Below are 16078 nucleotides of genomic sequence, written 5' to 3'. Positions count from 1 at the left end.
CGGGCCCCTAGCTGGCGGCGCCGGCGCGGTAGCCGACTCCGCGCACGGTCATCACGATGCGCGGGTTGTCAGGGTCGTCTTCGACCTTGGCGCGCAGACGCTGAACGTGCACATTGACCAGCCGGGTGTCGGCCTTGTAGTGATAGCCCCAGACCTGTTCGAGGAGCATCTCACGGGTGAAGACCTGGGCTGGTTTGGAGGCCAACGCCAGCAGCAGGTCGAATTCCAGCGGAGTCAGGTTGATGCTCTGCTCTCCGCGCTTGACCTCGTGGCCGGCGGCGTCGACGACGAGGTCGCCGATCTGCAGACTGGCGGGCGTCTCCACCGGGACCGGTCGCAGCCGGGTACGAATCCGGGCGACGAGCTCCTTGGGGTTGAACGGTTTGACCATGTAGTCGTCCGCGCCGGATTCCAGCCCCTTGACCACATCGGTGGTGTCCGACTTCGCCGTCAGCATGATGATGGGGGTGCCGGACTCGGCCCGGATCAGGCTGCACACCTCGATGCCGTCCAGCCCGGGCAGCATGAGGTCGAGGAGCACCAGGTCTGGCACGACGCTGTGAAACGCGTCAAGGGCCTGCGCCCCGTCCGCACAGAAGTGCGGCTCGAAGCCCTCGCCCTGCAGGACGATGCCGATCATCTCAGCGAGTGCGGGGTCATCGTCGACAACCAAAATGCGTGAGTTCATTGATCCGTTTTCCGCCCGGTCACCGGGCAATAACGCGCACGACACGGGCAATCTCTGGCACAAGAATAGTCGACACGGCTCCGAGATATCGCGCAGGCCACACAGTGCAGTCCGGGTATGCCAGCATGGAGGCGTGACGGACCCAGACTGGCACCCACCGACCACCTCCCCCGGCGTACCTCGCTACGGCGAATACGCCCCGACAGGCGCGCCCGGCACCCCTCCGGCGGCACCGTCCGGCGGCTACCGGCCCAGTGCGCCGCCGGCCTGGGCCCCGCCGCCCAAGCCCGGTCTGATTCCGCTGCGCCCGCTGGGCTTCGGTACCCTGCTCGGCGCTCCCTTCCAGGTTCTGCGGCGCAATCCCAAGGCCACCTTCGGCAGCGCACTGATCGTGCAGGGCGCCACGCTCCTGATTACCCTGGTCGTCGTCGGCCTGGTGAGTTTTTTCGCCCTCAGCCGGGTCGCCTCGGCGCCGGTCGATGAACAGGATGCCGTCGAGGCCGGCGCGATCCTCACCATCGTGCTGTCCGCCCTGATACCTGTCGCCCTGACCATCGTCGCGTCGGCACTTCTGCAGGGCGTGATCGTGCTCGAGGTGTCCCGGGCAACCCTGGGTGAGAAGCTGCGCCTGGGCGCGCTGTGGCGCCAGGTGGGTCGGCGGGTGTGGCCACTGGTCGGCTGGACCCTGCTGCTCAGCGCGGCGCTGCTGGTCGGCGTGCTGCTCATCGGTGGACTGGTCTTCGTGTGCGTCCTCCTGGGCGGCGGGTGGATCGCAGCGGCCGTGATCGTCGGTGTCTTCGGCGGACTGGGGCTCGTCGCCCTGGGAGCCTGGGTGAGCACCAAGACCGCCGTCGTCCCGAGCCTGATCGTGCTGGAACGGTTGGGCATCCGGCAGGCGATCCGGCGTTCCTGGTCGTTGACGGGCGGCTTCTTCTGGCGCACCCTGGGTGTTCTGCTGCTGATCACGGTGATCGTGAACGTCGTCGCGCAGATCGTGACCACCCCGCTGTCGCTGTTGTTCAGCGTGGTGCTCAGCCTGATCGACCCGAACGCCGCCTTCGACGCCTACATTCCCGCCATCGTGCTGTACGTCCTCACGCTCCTGATCGCCCTGGTCCTGGGCGCCGTGACCGCCGTCGTGCAGTCGGCCGCCGTCGCCCTGATCTACATCGACCTGCGGATGCGCAAGGAGGGCCTTGACCTGGAGCTGCAGAGGTTCGTCGAAGCGGCCCCCGGCACCAAGGCCAGCGATCCCTACCTCACCCGCACCGCGCCCGCTGCCGCCGACACTGCGGCCCGCCCCGACCCGGGGTCGCCCTGGGCATGATCGCGGGGTGGGGGCCGGTTCTGCCGTGGATGGGGATCCCGGTGGATCCCGGCGCGCCCGACGCGCAGCAGTGGCTGCGCGATGAGCTCGCCAAGGCTCCCTACCAGGCGGCCCAGCCCACCTGGTTCGACAGGCTCTCCCAGGCGATCTTCGACTGGTTCTCTTCGCTGTCCTTCGTCGGCGACGGCAGCGGGGGCTGGATCCCGCTGGTCGCGACGCTGATCGGGATCGCCCTGCTGGTGGCCGCCGTGCTCGTTTTCGGGCTGCCCCGGCGGGCACGTCGCCGCCGGAAGGCCGCGGGACTGTTCGCCGCCGATGATCGCCGCACCGCGGATCAACTGCGTAAATCGGCCGCCGCCGCCGCATCGGCCGGCGACTGGACCCTCGCCAGCGAGGAGGCCTTCCGGGCCATCGCCCAGGGGCTGGCGGAACGCACCATCCTGCGGCCGACACCGGGAACGACGGCGCACCGCGTCGCCGAACTGGCCGGCGACGCCTTCCCCGACGAACGGGCCCGGCTGATCAGCGGCGCGAGCGTATTCGAGAGCGTGCGTTACCTCGGCGGCACCGGAACCGAGCAGGGTTACTCCGCTCTGGTCGACCTCGACGCCGATCTGCGGGCCGCCCGTCCCCGCTCGACGGCGCCGGTGGCTCCGTGAGCGCCGTCACCACCGCGAGTCCGGTGTCGAGCACGCCCACGATTCGCCTCGCGCTGCGGAGGTCCGTGTTCTGGGTCGTCGCGGGGGTCGGCGCCCTGCTCGTGGCCGTCGTCGCCTTCATCCTCACCGGGGCCGGGGGCGCCGCCGGCCCGCGGCTGGGGGCCGACAACCCCGCTCCGACCGGCGGCATGGCCGTCGTCGAGGTGCTCCGCCAGCAGGGGGTGACCGTCGTGCCGGTGGACACCCTCGACGAGGCCGGCGATGCGACGGCCGCGGCCGGGAATGCCACCCTGTTCCTCTCCGACGAGTCCGGCTACCTCAGCACCGACCAGCTCGATCGGCTCGGTGATCTGGCCGGCCGCACCGTTGTCGTTGACCCCGACTTCCGTGCCCTGCAGGCCTTGGCCCCCGAAGTCGGGTTCGGCGGCGTGTCTGGCGCGGACTCCCTCGACGCCGAGTGCCCGGTTCCGGCCGCCGAGCGCGCCGAAACGATCTCACCCGGCGGCAAGACACTCGGCCTGCCCGCGGGCACCGCCGGCTATACGGGCTGCTTCCCCGGCGAGAACGACACCTTCTCGGTGATCGAACGGGTCACGGATGACCGCACCGTCACCCTGGTTGCCGACACCGCGGTGTTCGCCAACGACGAGATCGCCACCTACGGCAATGCCGCGCTGGCCCTCAACCTTCTCGGCGCCACCGACACCCTGGTCTGGTATCTGCCGACCCTGGCCGACGTGCCCGTCACCGGCCCGCCCTCGCTCGGCGCGCTCACGCCCGGCTGGGTGACGCCGGTGCTGCTCCTGCTGGTGGGCGTCGCCGTCACCGCCATGGTGTGGCGCGGCCGCCGGTTCGGCCCCCTGGTCGCCGAGAACCTGCCCGTCGTCGTGCGGGCCAGCGAGACCATGGAAGGGCGCGCGCGGCTGTACGCCCGCGGCAGCGCCCGGCTGCGGTCGGTCGACGCGATCCGGATCGGTGCGGTGGCCCGGATGGCCCAGGCCGCGGGATTGCCCCGGACCGCGCCCCTCGACCAGGTGATCCGCACTGTCGCGGCGCTCACCGCCCTGCCGCCGGAGCGCGTGCACGCCGTGCTCGTCGGTGAGGTGCCGGGCAGCGACGCCGCCATGATGGCGCTGTCGGACGCCATCGACGAACTGGAACGCGCCACCGCCCTCGCCGCCCGCCCGCCCGGCGCCGGGCCCTCCCCCACCGCTCGCCCGTCAACCGGAAGAATGGAACCATGACCAGCCACGCCCCGACATCCGCCGAGACCAGCCCAGCCGACGCCTCGACCGACAGCCTGCGCCGCGCCCTCGCGCAGGTGCGCACCGAGGTCGGCAAGGCCGTCGTCGGGCAGGACGGCGCCGTCACCGGACTGATCATCGCCCTGCTCTCCCGCGGTCACGTGCTGCTGGAAGGCGTACCCGGTGTGGCCAAGACCCTGCTGGTGCGGTCCCTGAGCCACGCGCTCAGCCTGGACACCAAGCGGGTGCAGTTCACCCCCGACCTGATGCCGGGCGACGTGACCGGTTCGCTCATCTACGACGCGAAGGCCGGCGAGTTCGAGTTCCGCAACGGGCCCGTCTTCACGAACATCCTGCTCGCCGACGAGATCAACCGCACACCACCGAAGACCCAGTCCGCCCTGCTGGAGGCGATGGAGGAGCGCCAGGTCAGCGTGGACGGGCTCTCGCTCCCGCTGCCGGAACCGTTCATCGTGGCCGCGACCATGAACCCGATCGAATACGAAGGCACGTACACGCTCCCCGAGGCCCAGCTGGACAGGTTCCTGCTCAAGCTCGTGCTCGACATCCCCGAGCGTGACGTCGAGCTCGAGGTGTTGCGCCGGCACGCCACCGGGTTCAGCCCACGCGACCTCACCGCCGCGGGCGTCACCCCGGTGCTCGGTGCCGCCGAGCTCGCCGCGGCCCAGGCATCCGTCGCCGCCGTCGGTGCGAGCCCCGACGTGCTGGCGTACATCGTCGACCTGGCCAGGGCCACCCGGAACAGCCCGTCGGCCAAACTGGGCGTGAGCCCCCGTGGCACCACCGCCCTCCTCGCCGCAGCCAAGGCCTGGGCGTGGCTGAGCGGTTACGCGTCGATCACCCCCGATCACGTGCAGGCCATGGTGCTGCCAGTCTGGCGACACCGAATCCAACTGCGCCCGGAGGCGGAACTCGAAGGCATCACCGTCGACACGATCCTGCACGGCGTGCTGCAGCAGGTCCAGGTTCCGATCTAACCGATGACACGCATCCGATGACACTGACCGGCCGCTTCGTCCTCCTCGTCGCCCTCGGCGTCGTGCCCATCGTGCTGCTCGGCGACACGTCCGCGCGGGCACTGGCGGTCCTGGCCGGCTGGCTGCTGCTCGCCCTGACACTCGGGATCATCGACCTGGCCCTCGCCGCGTCGCCGCGGCGGCTGACCCTGGACCGGGTGTTGCCGTCCAGGGTGCGCCTGGGTGAGGAGGTGACCAGCGAGCTCTATCTGCGCAACGATGGTCCCCGCCGGCTTCGCGGCATCGTCCGCGACGGGTGGCAGCCGTCGGCAGGCGCGGGCAACAACCGCACGGCTGTGACGTTGCCGGCCGGGGAACGACGCCTCGTCGAGCTGACTCTCGTGCCCACCCGGCGCGGAGAACGCACCGCGTCCCACGTGACGGTGCGCTCGATGGGCCCGCTGAGCCTCTGGGCCAGGCAGGCCACCCTCATCGCGCCCGCCCAGATCAGGGTGCTGCCGCCCTTCCACTCCCGCAAACACCTGCCGAGCCGGATCAGCCGGCTCAAGGAGCTCGACGGACGCACCAGCGTGCTCGTGCGCGGCCAGGGTACCGAGTTCGACTCCCTGCGCGAATACGTGCGCGGCGACGACGTGAGGTCCATCGACTGGCGTGCCACCGCGCGCCGCAACGACGTCGTGGTGCGCACCTGGCGGCCCGAACGTGACCGACGCATTGTGATCGTCATCGACACCGGCCGCACCTCCGCCGCCCGGGTCGCCGACGAACCACGGCTGGACACCGCCTTCGAGGCGGCGCTGCTTCTGGCCGCACTGGCGTCCAGGGCCGGTGACAGGGTGGACTTCCTGGCCTGGGACCGCCGGGTGCGGGCCCGGGTGCAGGGCGCGTCGGGAGCCGAACTGCTCAGCCGCATGGTGGACGGCATGGCGCTGATCGAACCCGAGCTCATCGAGATGGACTGGACGGCCCTTCCCGGCCAGATCCGTGGCATCACCGGCCAGCATGCGCTGGTGGTGTTGCTCACCCCGATGGATGCCCCCGGCGCGTCGACGGGGCTGCTATCGGTGCTCGGTCAACTCACCTCGCGGCACACCGTGCTGGTGGCATCGGTGACGGACCCGTCGGTCGCCGGTCTGACCCGCAGCCGAGGGACCCGCGAAGACGTGTACAGGGCCGCGTCGGCGGAACGCACTTTGCTGGACGCCACTCGGGTGGCCGCGGCTGTGCGGCAGCTCGGCGCAGACGTGGTCACCGGCGCCCCCGACGAGCTGCCGCCGGCCCTGGCCGACCGCTACATCGCCCTCAAGGCGGCGGGCCGGCTCTAGTCGGCGACGCTCAGCCGGCGAAGACTCGGGCGCTGCCGGCCTCAAACTCGGCCAGGTCACCGGTCTCGCCCGCGCGCACGGCGCGCCCGCCGAGCACCAGCATGTAGGCGAGAAAGGCCAGCAGGGCCGCAGCGCCGATGCCGATCTTCACCGGCCACGGCCATGGCGCCGGGGTCACAAAGCCCTCGATGATGCCGGACACCAGCAGCACAAAAACCAGTCCGATCGCCACCGTGAACAGCGCGCGGGCATCCTCGGCCAGGGCCTGACCGCGGGTGCGGGCACCCGGCGCGATCCAGGCCCAGAAGATGCGAAGGCCCGCTGCTGCCGCCACGAAGATCGCGGTCAGTTCCAGCAAGCCGTGCGGGGCGATGTAGAGAAAGAACGTGTCGCCCTCGTCGTAGGCGAACATCACCGCCGCGGTGACGCCGAGGTTCTGGGCATTCTGCAGGACGATGTACGGCACGTAGACGCCCAGGATGCCGAACGCGACACACTGCGCCGCGATCCAGGCATTGTTGGTCCACACCCGTCCGGCGAAGGACGCCGCGGGGTTCTCAGAGTAGTAGGAGACGAAGCTCTGGTTCGCGAGTTGCTCCAGCTCGGCGGGAGACCCGAAGTTGGCCAGCACGTCGGGGTTGTTGGTGGCCCAGACCGCGTAGAGGCCCGCGACGACAAACGTCACCACGGCCACCGCCAGGGTGAGCCAGCGCAACCTGTACAGCGCGGCCGGTAGCTGGGTGAGGAAGAACCGCGGCAACTGCGAGAGCACATTGGTGCCCGCGCCCGTGAAGCGCAGCCGGGCCCTGGACAGGAGCACCGAGAGCCTGTCGCCCTGCATCGTCGAACCGGCGGCGGTCTTGATGACCGAGAGCTGGGTGGCGCCGGCCTGATAGGCCTGGATCAGTTCGTCGGACTGGGCACCGCTGAGTTGCCGCCGGCGGCCGAGTACGGCCAGGCGGTCCCATTCGGCGCGGTGCGCCGCTGAATACGCGTCAAGATCCATCTGATTCAATAGTAGACATGGCGGAGCCCTGGAAAGCAGCCGATCACGGTGAAGATTCCCTGATCGAGCACGAGCTGGTGACCGGTGAGGCCGTTGCCCTCGATGTTCGCCCGGCGAGCGTGATCCTGCGAGGTGCGGGAACGATGATCGATTGGGTGGCCTACGTCGGCTTCTTCCTGCTCATGGCGCTGGTGGTTTCGAGTTTGTTCGGCGACGGAATCGACGAGGCTTTGGCCCAGGCGCTGGCCATCTCGGGCCTGGTCTTCTCGCTGCTGATCGTGCCGATGCTGGTCGAGACCCTCTCGCACGGACGGTCATTGGGCCGCTGGGCGGTCGGCGCGCGCATCGTGCGGGATGACGGCGGCGCCACCGGGCTGCGGCATTCCTTCATTCGGGCGCTGATGGGCGTGATCGAGATCTTCCTCACCTTCGGCGGACTCGCGGTCACCTGCGCCCTGCTCAACTCCCGTTCCAAACGATTCGGCGACCTCCTGGCCGGCACCTACAGCCAACACGAGAGGGTGCCGCGGTTCAGTGAACCCACCTTTGTGCTGCCGCCGGTCCTGGCGTCCTGGGCCGCGACGGTGGACGTCGCCCGCCTGCCCGATCGACTGTCTCGCCGGGTGGCGCAGTTCCTGCGGCAGGCCCACCAGCTCTCCCCCGACACCCGGGTGCGGCTGGCGGAGGGCCTCGCCGCGGAGGTGGCGCCGTTCGTGTCGCCCCTCCCGGCGGTACCGCCGGAGTATCTTCTCATCGGCGTGGCAGAAGTACGGCGTAACCGCGAGTACAACGGCCATCTGCTCGAGCGCGGCCGGCTTGAGAAGCTCTCTCCGGTCCTCACCGGCCGCCCGCACGACTTCCCCGAGCGCTAACCCCTCCTCTCCCCTTCGCCCGCGAGCTGTGGCTGTCGAGCCCTGGTGAGCCGCCCTGCGGGTCGTGACCGTCCTCGTCGGTCGAGCCTGTCGAGATCCGGTGAGCCGGCCGCAGGGTCGTGACCGTCCGTCGGTCGAGCCTGTCGAGATCCGGTGAGGCCGGCTCTGGGGCTCGTGAGGGGCTCGACCGGGGAGGGTGGGGTTAAACGTAGAAAAGCCACCCCGGGTGGGGTGGCTTTTCTGTGTGTTTCTAAGTTAAGTCCGGCGGTGTCCTACTCTCCCACAGGGTCCCCCCTGCAGTACCATCGGCGCAAAGAGTCTTAGCTTCCGGGTTCGGAATGTGACCGGGCGTTTCCCTCTTGCTATAGCCGCCGAAACACCTGGTGATGGTGAATCGAACCTATATTTTTTAGTTATAGAGCTCACACGCTGTGGTGTGAGCGTTGTTCTCGACCGTACATCGAGAACCACATAGTGGACGCATAGCAGCTTCTTCAAACTGAGTGTTATCAAATTATCGGCTTATTAGTACCGGTCAGCTCCAAGAGTCTTTAGTCCTCTCTTCCACATCCGGCCTATCAACGCAGTAGTCTAGCTGCGAGCCTCTCCCCCTAAGGGATGGAAATCTCATCTCGAAGCCGGCTTCCCGCTTAGATGCTTTCAGCGGTTATCCGTTCCGAACGTAGCTAATCAGCGGTGCTCCTGGCGGAACAACTGACACACCAGAGGTTCGTCCATCCCGGTCCTCTCGTACTAGGGATAGATCTTCTCAAATTTCCTGCGCGCGCAGCGGATAGGGACCGAACTGTCTCACGACGTTCTAAACCCAGCTCGCGTACCGCTTTAATGGGCGAACAGCCCAACCCTTGGGACCTACTCCAGCCCCAGGATGCGACGAGCCGACATCGAGGTGCCAAACCATGCCGTCGATATGGACTCTTGGGCAAGATCAGCCTGTTATCCCCGAGGTACCTTTTATCCGTTGAGCGACAGCGCTTCCACAAGCCACTGCCGGATCACTAGTCCCGACTTTCGTCCCTGCTCGACTTGTCAGTCTTACAGTCAAGCTCCCTTGTGCACTTACACTCGACACCTGATTGCCAACCAGGTTGAGGGAACCTTTGGGCGCCTCCGTTACTTTTTAGGAGGCAACCGCCCCAGTTAAACTACCCACCAGGCACTGTCCCTGAACCGGATCACGGTTCGAAGTTAGGTATCCAATATGACCAGAGTGGTATTTCAACGATGACTCCACCTGAACTAGCGTCCAAGCTTCAAAGTCTCCCACCTATCCTACACAAGCCACACCGAACACCAATACCAAGCTGTAGTAAAGGTCACGGGGTCTTTCCGTCCTGCTGCGCGTAACGAGCATCTTTACTCGTAATGCAATTTCGCCGAGTTCGCGGTTGAGACAGCTGGGAAGTCGTTACGCCATTCGTGCAGGTCGGAACTTACCCGACAAGGAATTTCGCTACCTTAGGATGGTTATAGTTACCACCGCCGTTTACTGGGGCTTAAATTCTCAGCTTCGCCTTGCGGCTAACCGTTCCTCTTAACCTTCCAGCACCGGGCAGGCGTCAGTCCGTATACATCGTCTTGCGACTTGGCACGGACCTGTGTTTTTAGTAAACAGTCGCTTCCCACTGGTCTCTGCGGCCTTCGAACGCTCCAGGAGTAAATCCCTTCACGCCTCAGGCCCCCCTTCTCCCGAAGTTACGGGGGCATTTTGCCGAGTTCCTTAACCACGATTCTCTCGATCTCCTTAGTATTCTCTACCTGATCACCTGAGTCGGTTTGGGGTACGGGTGACTAAAACCTCGCGTCGATGCTTTTCTTGGCAGCATAGGATCACTGATTTCGCCCTTACGGGCTACCCATCGGGTCTCAGGCTTAATGAACGACGGATTTGCCTATCGTTCGCCCTACATCCTTAGACCGGGACAACCATCGCCCGGCTCAGCTACCTTCCTGCGTCACACCTGTTAATACGCTAACCGCACCAGCATAGGGTCGCACGCTAGGCCTCACGCTTCACCCCGAAGGGATCCATCTAGAGGATTCAGATGCTTAGCATTACTGGATTAGCTTGGACGGTTTTTCATCAGTACGGGAATATAAACCCGTTGTCCATCGACTACGCCTGTCGGCCTCGCCTTAGGTCCCGACTTACCCAGGGCGGATTAGCCTGGCCCTGGAAACCTTGATCTTTCGGAGGACGGGTTTCTCACCCGTCTTTCGCTACTCATGCCTGCATTCTCACTCGTGTAGCCTCCACGGCTGGTTTACACCGCCGCTTCGCTGGCCACACGACGCTCTCCTACCCATCAACACGGCTGAACCAACACCACAAGGGTGCGGCTTACCAAAAATATCAATGCCACAACTTCGGTGGCGTGCTTGAGCCCCGTTACATTGTCGGCGCGGAATCACTTGACCAGTGAGCTATTACGCACTCTTTCAAGGGTGGCTGCTTCTAAGCCAACCTCCTGGTTGTCTATGCAACTCCACATCCTTTCCCACTTAGCACGCGCTTTGGGACCTTAGATGGTGGTCTGGGTTGTTTCCCTCTCGACGATGAAGCTTATCCCCCACCGTCTCACTGCTGCGCTCTCACTTACCGGCATTCGGAGTTTGGCTAACGTCAGTAACCTTTTAGGGCCCATCGGCTATCCAGTAGCTCTACCTCCGGCAAGAAACACGCAACGCTGCACCTAAATGCATTTCGGAGAGAACCAGCTATCACGAAGTTTGATTGGCCTTTCACCCCTATCCACAGCTCATCCCCTCCATTTTCAACTGAAGTGGGTTCGGTCCTCCACGACGTCTTACCGTCGCTTCAACCTGGCCATGGATAGATCACTTCGCTTCGGGTCTAGGACATGCGACTGAATCGCCCTATTCAGACTCGCTTTCGCTACGCATTCCCCTCTCGGGTTAAGCTCGCCACATATCACTAACTCGCAGGCTCATTCTTCAAAAGGCACGCTGTCACACCAACAAAGGGTGCTCCAACGGTTTGTAAGCAAACGGTTTCAGGTACTATTTCACTCCCCTCCCGGGGTACTTTTCACCTTTCCCTCACGGTACTTGTTCACTATCGGTCATGTAGGAGTATTTAGGCTTATCAGGTGGTCCTGACAGATTCACACGGGATTTCTCGGGCCCCGTGCTACTTGGGATACTCTTCGCGCCATTGGAACATTTCGACTACGGGGTTCGCACCCTCTATGACCAGGCTTTCAATCCTGTTCGTCTATATTCCTTTGTAACGCTCACTGTTCGGCAGAATCAGCAGAAAAGTCCCGCAACCCCGACCATGCAACGCCTGCCGGCTATCACACATGATCGGTTTAGCCTCTTCCGGGTTCGCTCGCCACTACTAACGGAATCACTATTGTTTTCTCTTCCTGTGGGTACTGAGATGTTTCACTTCCCCACGTTCCCTCTACCCGCCCTATATATTCAGGCGGGAGTCACCAGGTCACCTTGCGGGCCTGGCGGGGTTTCCCCATTCGGACATCCTCGGATCACAGTTCGTTTATCAACTCCCCGAGGCTTATCGCAGATTACTACGTCCTTCTTCGGCTCTACATGCCAAGGCATTCACCGTTTGCTCTTGAAAATTTGAAATCACATGAGTTTGAATCGATTAAGTGCCGCGAATAAATTCGCGACCGAAATTGACCAATGATCACACACTTCGAAAAGTGTGTTGATCTTTGTAATTTGACCCCGAAGGGTTCAAATTTAAGATGCTCGCGTCCACTGTGTAGTTCTCAAAGTACGGGCGGTACCCCTTACGACCAGCGGCTCCATCACTGAAGCTCGACTGCTGACCGAAAAAGGTCCAGAGGAAAAGTCCACTCACCACTCGAAAGTGATTCGTGTTCCGGTCCCTCAGGACCCAACAGCGTGCATATGCAAACCCGCCTGACCCAACCCTTTCCATTCACCGAGGTGAAGTACTGAGATCGAACCGATTGGCTCTGCATCAATGTCAATGTTCCACCCATGAGCGCCATCGAAGAACATTCGTCTTCGTATGACTTGGCAGTGTTACTCCGCTGTATACAGACGGCACTGCTGTGCTCCTTAGAAAGGAGGTGATCCAGCCGCACCTTCCGGTACGGCTACCTTGTTACGACTTAGTCCTAATCACCGATCCCACCTTCGACAGCTCCATCCCTTGCGGGTTTGGCCACTGGCTTCGGGTGTTACCGACTTTCATGACTTGACGGGCGGTGTGTACAAGGCCCGGGAACGTATTCACCGCAGCGTTGCTGATCTGCGATTACTAGCGACTCCGACTTCATGAGGTCGAGTTGCAGACCTCAATCCGAACTGAGACCGGCTTTTTGGGATTCGCTCCACCTTGCGGTATTGCAGCCCTTTGTACCGGCCATTGTAGCATGCGTGAAGCCCAAGACATAAGGGGCATGATGATTTGACGTCATCCCCACCTTCCTCCGAGTTGACCCCGGCAGTATCCCATGAGTTCCCACCATTACGTGCTGGCAACATAGGACGAGGGTTGCGCTCGTTGCGGGACTTAACCCAACATCTCACGACACGAGCTGACGACAACCATGCACCACCTGTATAGAGACCTTGCGGGGCGACTGTTTCCAGCCGTTTCCTCTATATGTCAAGCCTTGGTAAGGTTCTTCGCGTTGCATCGAATTAATCCGCATGCTCCGCCGCTTGTGCGGGCCCCCGTCAATTCCTTTGAGTTTTAGCCTTGCGGCCGTACTCCCCAGGCGGGGAACTTAATGCGTTAGCTGCGACACGGAGACCGTGGAATGGTCCCCACATCTAGTTCCCAACGTTTACGGCATGGACTACCAGGGTATCTAATCCTGTTCGCTCCCCATGCTTTCGCTCCTCAGCGTCAGTTACGGCCCAGAGATCTGCCTTCGCCATTGGTGTTCCTCCTGATATCTGCGCATTCCACCGCTACACCAGGAATTCCAATCTCCCCTACCGCACTCTAGTCTGCCCGTACCCACTGCAGGCCCGAGGTTGAGCCTCGGGTTTTCACAGCAGACGCGACAAACCGCCTACGAGCTCTTTACGCCCAATAATTCCGGACAACGCTTGCACCCTACGTATTACCGCGGCTGCTGGCACGTAGTTAGCCGGTGCTTTTTCTGCAGGTACCGTCACTTTCGCTTCTTCCCTACTAAAAGAGGTTTACAACCCGAAGGCCGTCGTCCCTCACGCGGCGTTGCTGCATCAGGCTTGCGCCCATTGTGCAATATTCCCCACTGCTGCCTCCCGTAGGAGTCTGGGCCGTGTCTCAGTCCCAGTGTGGCCGGTCACCCTCTCAGGCCGGCTACCCGTCGTCGCCTTGGTGAGCCATTACCTCACCAACTAGCTGATAGGCCGCGAGTCCATCCTTGACCGAAATTCTTTCCAACTCCTAGCCATGCGGCTGAAGTTCGTATCCGGTATTAGACACCGTTTCCAGTGCTTATCCCAGAGTCAAGGGCAGGTTACTCACGTGTTACTCACCCGTTCGCCACTGATCCAAGGAGCAAGCTCCTCTTCACCGTTCGACTTGCATGTGTTAAGCACGCCGCCAGCGTTCGTCCTGAGCCAGGATCAAACTCTCCGTAAATGTTTAATAGCCTCACCACCGAAGTGATGGGCACATCTAGTGCCGAAAGCCACCGGAATAGGCGAACAATCAGCAAGTTTGAAACTGACAGAACAAATCATTACTGACTTGCTTTGTTGTTTAAATGTTTTCCAAAGGAATCTCTTTCGCGGTATCCCCTAGAAAGGGACCCTACGACCGAGGTTTTTGGCATTTGACATTGTGCACGCTGTTGAGTTCTCAAGGATCGGACGCACCCGACTTCAGGCCATGTGATTGGCTGTCGCTCCGGGGCAACTTGACTACCTTAGCCTCCGTTCGAATCCGTGTCAAATCGACTGAGCGGCGTGTTTCCGGCAAACTAGTGCCTGAAAACGCTCCGTTCGTTCGATCCGAGGGATCTTGCGAAGAGCTGATTCCTGGCCAAAACGAAGAGCCACACCGAAACGATGTGGGTTGTTTTGACTGGGAGTTGGTCCCGCTTGAGGCCGGAAGCTCTGCGGCTTTTCCGAACCTGTGGGGTGACGAGAGATGACATTACGGGGATTCCGGAGGGGCCGCAAATTGGATCTGACACCCGGGCGTGTCGGGGTGGTTTGCCCCATATGGCGCGCCGACAGCGGGTGTCCGAGAGACGACTAGGGCGAGGGCTGAACGCCGCGTTGGGCATCCGCGATCGACACGATTCGATGCCTGATCAGCTGCCAACCCTGAGGCGGGGTGGTCACACGCGCGTGCCGTTCACAGAGGTCATAGGTGTGTGGCTCGTGGGTGCCGGCGAGCGGTCCCAGGACAGCCATCGAGTCGGCATAGGAGAACGTGAGAGTCGCCACGGCCTCATCGTTGCAGGAGATTCTTGAACACGCTCTGACTGACATGGTGATTCAGGGTACCGCCGATGCCCCGGAAGTAGACTGGGGGTATGCCTCGTTCACGCCGCACAACCGTGCAAGCACCGACCTCGCGCGGTCGGGGCCGGGACCGACACGGCCGTGGCATCCGCAGTTCTGCCACCGGACCTTTCCTTCCTCCCCTGCGTACGCGGGTGGACACTTTCGACATGACCATCGCGTCGACGGTCGACTACTTGCGCATGGTGTGGCCGGCCGAACTCGCCGATGTGTCCTTCGAGGTGGCCGCAGGGCCGCTCAACGTGATTCCCGGCGTCGGGGTGGCGCGTTACGCGGTGGATGCCCGTGAGCGTCGCATCACCTTCTTCCGGCTGCCGATCCAGCGGCTGAGCGGACTGCACCGCAATGACGAGTTCCATCAGCGCATGGTGATCGAGAGCTGCGTCTTCCGCGGGGTCGCCGAACTCCTCGGCAAGGACCCCTGGGATCTCGCGCCGGATCGATTCCGCCACTTCTAGGGCCGCATCCCGCACGCGAACGCCACGAGGACCAAACCTTTTCTGACGTGGGGACGAACCACCTGCATACCAAGCAAGCCCCCACACTCCACAGCAAAGGACTTCATCATGCGCAGCTTCACCAAGACCGCACTCGGCCTCACCACCGCAGGCCTGCTCGTCGCCGGCCTCGCCGCCTGCACCACCGACGAGGGCACCGCGTCGACGTCGTCGTCCAGCTCCTCGTCCTCCAGCAGCTCCGCCGAAGCCACCCCCACCCCGGTCGCCTCCATCCCCACCCTCACCGGTGTCGACACCTCCGTGCTCCTGGACGCCGACTTCGCCGCCGCCCTCACCAGCCTGGGCCTGACCCCCGGCACCGTCGGCACCGCCACCCTCGAAGAAGGCAGCCTGCACTTCCCCATCACCGGCGGCAACGTGGACTACTACGACCCGGCCGAGGACTACCGCCCCTACGTCCAGGGCAACATCGAACACGAGGGAAGCGGCTTCTCCCTCACCGCCGGCGAGACCGTCGTCGAACTGACCAACTTCACCATCGACCCCGGCACCTCCGAACTCTTCGGTGACGTCACCGCCAACGGCGAATCCGCCGCCACCCAGGTCAAGCTCTTCGACCTCTACGGCGGAACCCTCGAACCCCTCAAGATGGACGGCGACAACGCCATCCTCACCGGCACCACCGTGCACATCAGCGCCGACGCCGCCGCCCTGCTGAACACCACGTTCAACACCGACGCCGTCGCCGACCAGCTCCTCGTCGGCATCGCCACCATCACCGTCAACACCAAGTAACACCCCCGCACCACACGAAAAACGGCCGAGCACCAGCTCGGCCGTTTTTTCGCGCCACAAGCACCACGCACCCCGTGCCCAGACCGCGAAAGCGGGCCGTACCCGTGAACGGGGCTCTGAGGGGCTACACGACGATATGTGCCTCCGGGTAGATTCCCGGGAAAAGTCGCCTACCCTCGACAGGGGGTCGCATCGG

Annotated in this window: 11 protein-coding genes and 3 rRNA genes; 8 read left to right on the top strand and 6 right to left on the bottom strand. The window is 63.5% G+C overall.

Features of this window, described 5'->3' with window-relative positions:
- Nucleotides 1-7: 7 nt before the first annotated feature.
- Complete coding sequence (gene mtrA, locus B7495_RS03300; RefSeq protein ID WP_088455317.1) at nucleotides 8-688, bottom strand: MtrAB system response regulator MtrA; 681 nt, start codon at nucleotides 686-688, stop codon at nucleotides 8-10.
- Between the two features lie 133 nt (nucleotides 689-821).
- Here mtrA and B7495_RS03295 point away from each other — a divergent pair, with 133 nt between their 5' ends.
- Genes B7495_RS03295 through B7495_RS03275 form a run of 5 tightly spaced genes read left to right on the top strand, consistent with a single transcriptional unit; the run spans nucleotide 822 to nucleotide 6241 of the window.
- Entirely contained in the window at nucleotides 822-2015 is a 1194-nt protein-coding gene (locus B7495_RS03295; RefSeq protein WP_088455316.1) for a hypothetical protein, read from the top strand.
- Nucleotides 2016-2056: 41 nt separating this feature from the next.
- Nucleotides 2057-2674: a DUF4129 domain-containing protein gene (locus B7495_RS03290; RefSeq protein WP_166789335.1), complete on the top strand. Its 618-nt coding sequence runs from the start codon at nucleotides 2057-2059 to the stop codon at nucleotides 2672-2674.
- Nucleotides 2671-3918: a DUF4350 domain-containing protein gene (locus B7495_RS03285; RefSeq protein ID WP_088455314.1), complete on the top strand. Its 1248-nt coding sequence runs from the start codon at nucleotides 2671-2673 to the stop codon at nucleotides 3916-3918. The genes B7495_RS03290 and B7495_RS03285 overlap by 4 nt, the downstream gene beginning before the upstream one ends.
- Nucleotides 3915-4916 (top strand): MoxR family ATPase, encoded by a 1002-nt coding sequence (locus B7495_RS03280; RefSeq protein ID WP_088455313.1) that lies wholly within the window; start codon nucleotides 3915-3917, stop codon nucleotides 4914-4916. Before B7495_RS03285 ends, B7495_RS03280 begins: the two co-directional genes overlap by 4 nt.
- A 17-nt stretch (nucleotides 4917-4933) precedes the next feature.
- Nucleotides 4934-6241: a DUF58 domain-containing protein gene (locus tag B7495_RS03275; RefSeq protein ID WP_088455312.1), complete on the top strand. Its 1308-nt coding sequence runs from the start codon at nucleotides 4934-4936 to the stop codon at nucleotides 6239-6241.
- 10 nt (nucleotides 6242-6251) lie between these two features.
- Here the strand turns inward: B7495_RS03275 and B7495_RS03270 are convergent, their stop codons facing one another.
- Entirely contained in the window at nucleotides 6252-7247 is a 996-nt protein-coding gene (locus B7495_RS03270; RefSeq protein ID WP_088455311.1) for a stage II sporulation protein M, read from the bottom strand.
- A gap of 17 nt (nucleotides 7248-7264) precedes the next feature.
- Here B7495_RS03270 and B7495_RS03265 point away from each other — a divergent pair, with 17 nt between their 5' ends.
- Nucleotides 7265-8119 (top strand): RDD family protein, encoded by an 855-nt coding sequence (locus B7495_RS03265; protein WP_088455310.1) that lies wholly within the window; start codon nucleotides 7265-7267, stop codon nucleotides 8117-8119.
- Between the two features lie 259 nt (nucleotides 8120-8378).
- Here the strand turns inward: B7495_RS03265 and rrf are convergent.
- The 4 genes from rrf to B7495_RS03245 form a co-directional block, all read right to left on the bottom strand.
- Nucleotides 8379-8495: ribosomal RNA gene (rrf, locus tag B7495_RS03260) — 5S ribosomal RNA — on the bottom strand.
- Between the two features lie 129 nt (nucleotides 8496-8624).
- Nucleotides 8625-11752 (bottom strand): 23S ribosomal RNA (locus B7495_RS03255).
- A gap of 466 nt (nucleotides 11753-12218) precedes the next feature.
- Nucleotides 12219-13739: ribosomal RNA gene (locus tag B7495_RS03250) — 16S ribosomal RNA — on the bottom strand.
- Together the 16S, 23S and 5S rRNA genes form the textbook arrangement of a ribosomal RNA operon.
- 617 nt (nucleotides 13740-14356) lie before the next feature.
- Entirely contained in the window at nucleotides 14357-14551 is a 195-nt protein-coding gene (locus B7495_RS03245) for a DUF3499 family protein (RefSeq protein ID WP_240632374.1), read from the bottom strand.
- Between the two features lie 227 nt (nucleotides 14552-14778).
- Here B7495_RS03245 and B7495_RS03240 point away from each other — a divergent pair, with 227 nt between their 5' ends.
- Both B7495_RS03240 and B7495_RS03235 read left to right on the top strand, forming a co-directional pair.
- Nucleotides 14779-15087: a hypothetical protein gene (locus B7495_RS03240; protein WP_341476105.1), complete on the top strand. Its 309-nt coding sequence runs from the start codon at nucleotides 14779-14781 to the stop codon at nucleotides 15085-15087.
- Nucleotides 15088-15195: 108 nt separating this feature from the next.
- A complete protein-coding gene (locus tag B7495_RS03235; protein ID WP_088454968.1) occupies nucleotides 15196-15882 on the top strand; it encodes a hypothetical protein in 687 nt (228 codons plus the stop codon).
- The last annotated feature ends 196 nt before the right edge of the window (nucleotides 15883-16078 follow it).

The sequence above is a fragment of the Cryobacterium sp. LW097 genome (assembly GCF_002205495.2).
Taxonomy (GTDB): domain Bacteria; phylum Actinomycetota; class Actinomycetes; order Actinomycetales; family Microbacteriaceae; genus Cryobacterium; species Cryobacterium zongtaii.
Note: the sequence above shows the minus strand (reverse complement) of the source record. Positions and strands in the feature narration are given on the sequence as shown.

What these genes read in the sequence shown, in the direction of transcription:
- mtrA (WP_088455317.1), bottom strand. Translation starts at nt 688, where the DNA reads ATGAACTCACGCATTTTGGTTGTCGACGATGACCCCGCACTCGCTGAG.
- B7495_RS03280 (WP_088455313.1), top strand. Translation starts at nt 3,915, where the DNA reads ATGACCAGCCACGCCCCGACATCCGCCGAGACCAGCCCAGCCGACGCC.
- B7495_RS03275 (WP_088455312.1), top strand. Translation starts at nt 4,934, where the DNA reads ATGACACTGACCGGCCGCTTCGTCCTCCTCGTCGCCCTCGGCGTCGTG.
- B7495_RS03270 (WP_088455311.1), bottom strand. Translation starts at nt 7,247, where the DNA reads ATGGATCTTGACGCGTATTCAGCGGCGCACCGCGCCGAATGGGACCGC.
- B7495_RS03265 (WP_088455310.1), top strand. Translation starts at nt 7,265, where the DNA reads ATGGCGGAGCCCTGGAAAGCAGCCGATCACGGTGAAGATTCCCTGATC.
- B7495_RS03240 (WP_341476105.1), top strand. Translation starts at nt 14,779, where the DNA reads ATGACCATCGCGTCGACGGTCGACTACTTGCGCATGGTGTGGCCGGCC.
- B7495_RS03235 (WP_088454968.1), top strand. Translation starts at nt 15,196, where the DNA reads ATGCGCAGCTTCACCAAGACCGCACTCGGCCTCACCACCGCAGGCCTG.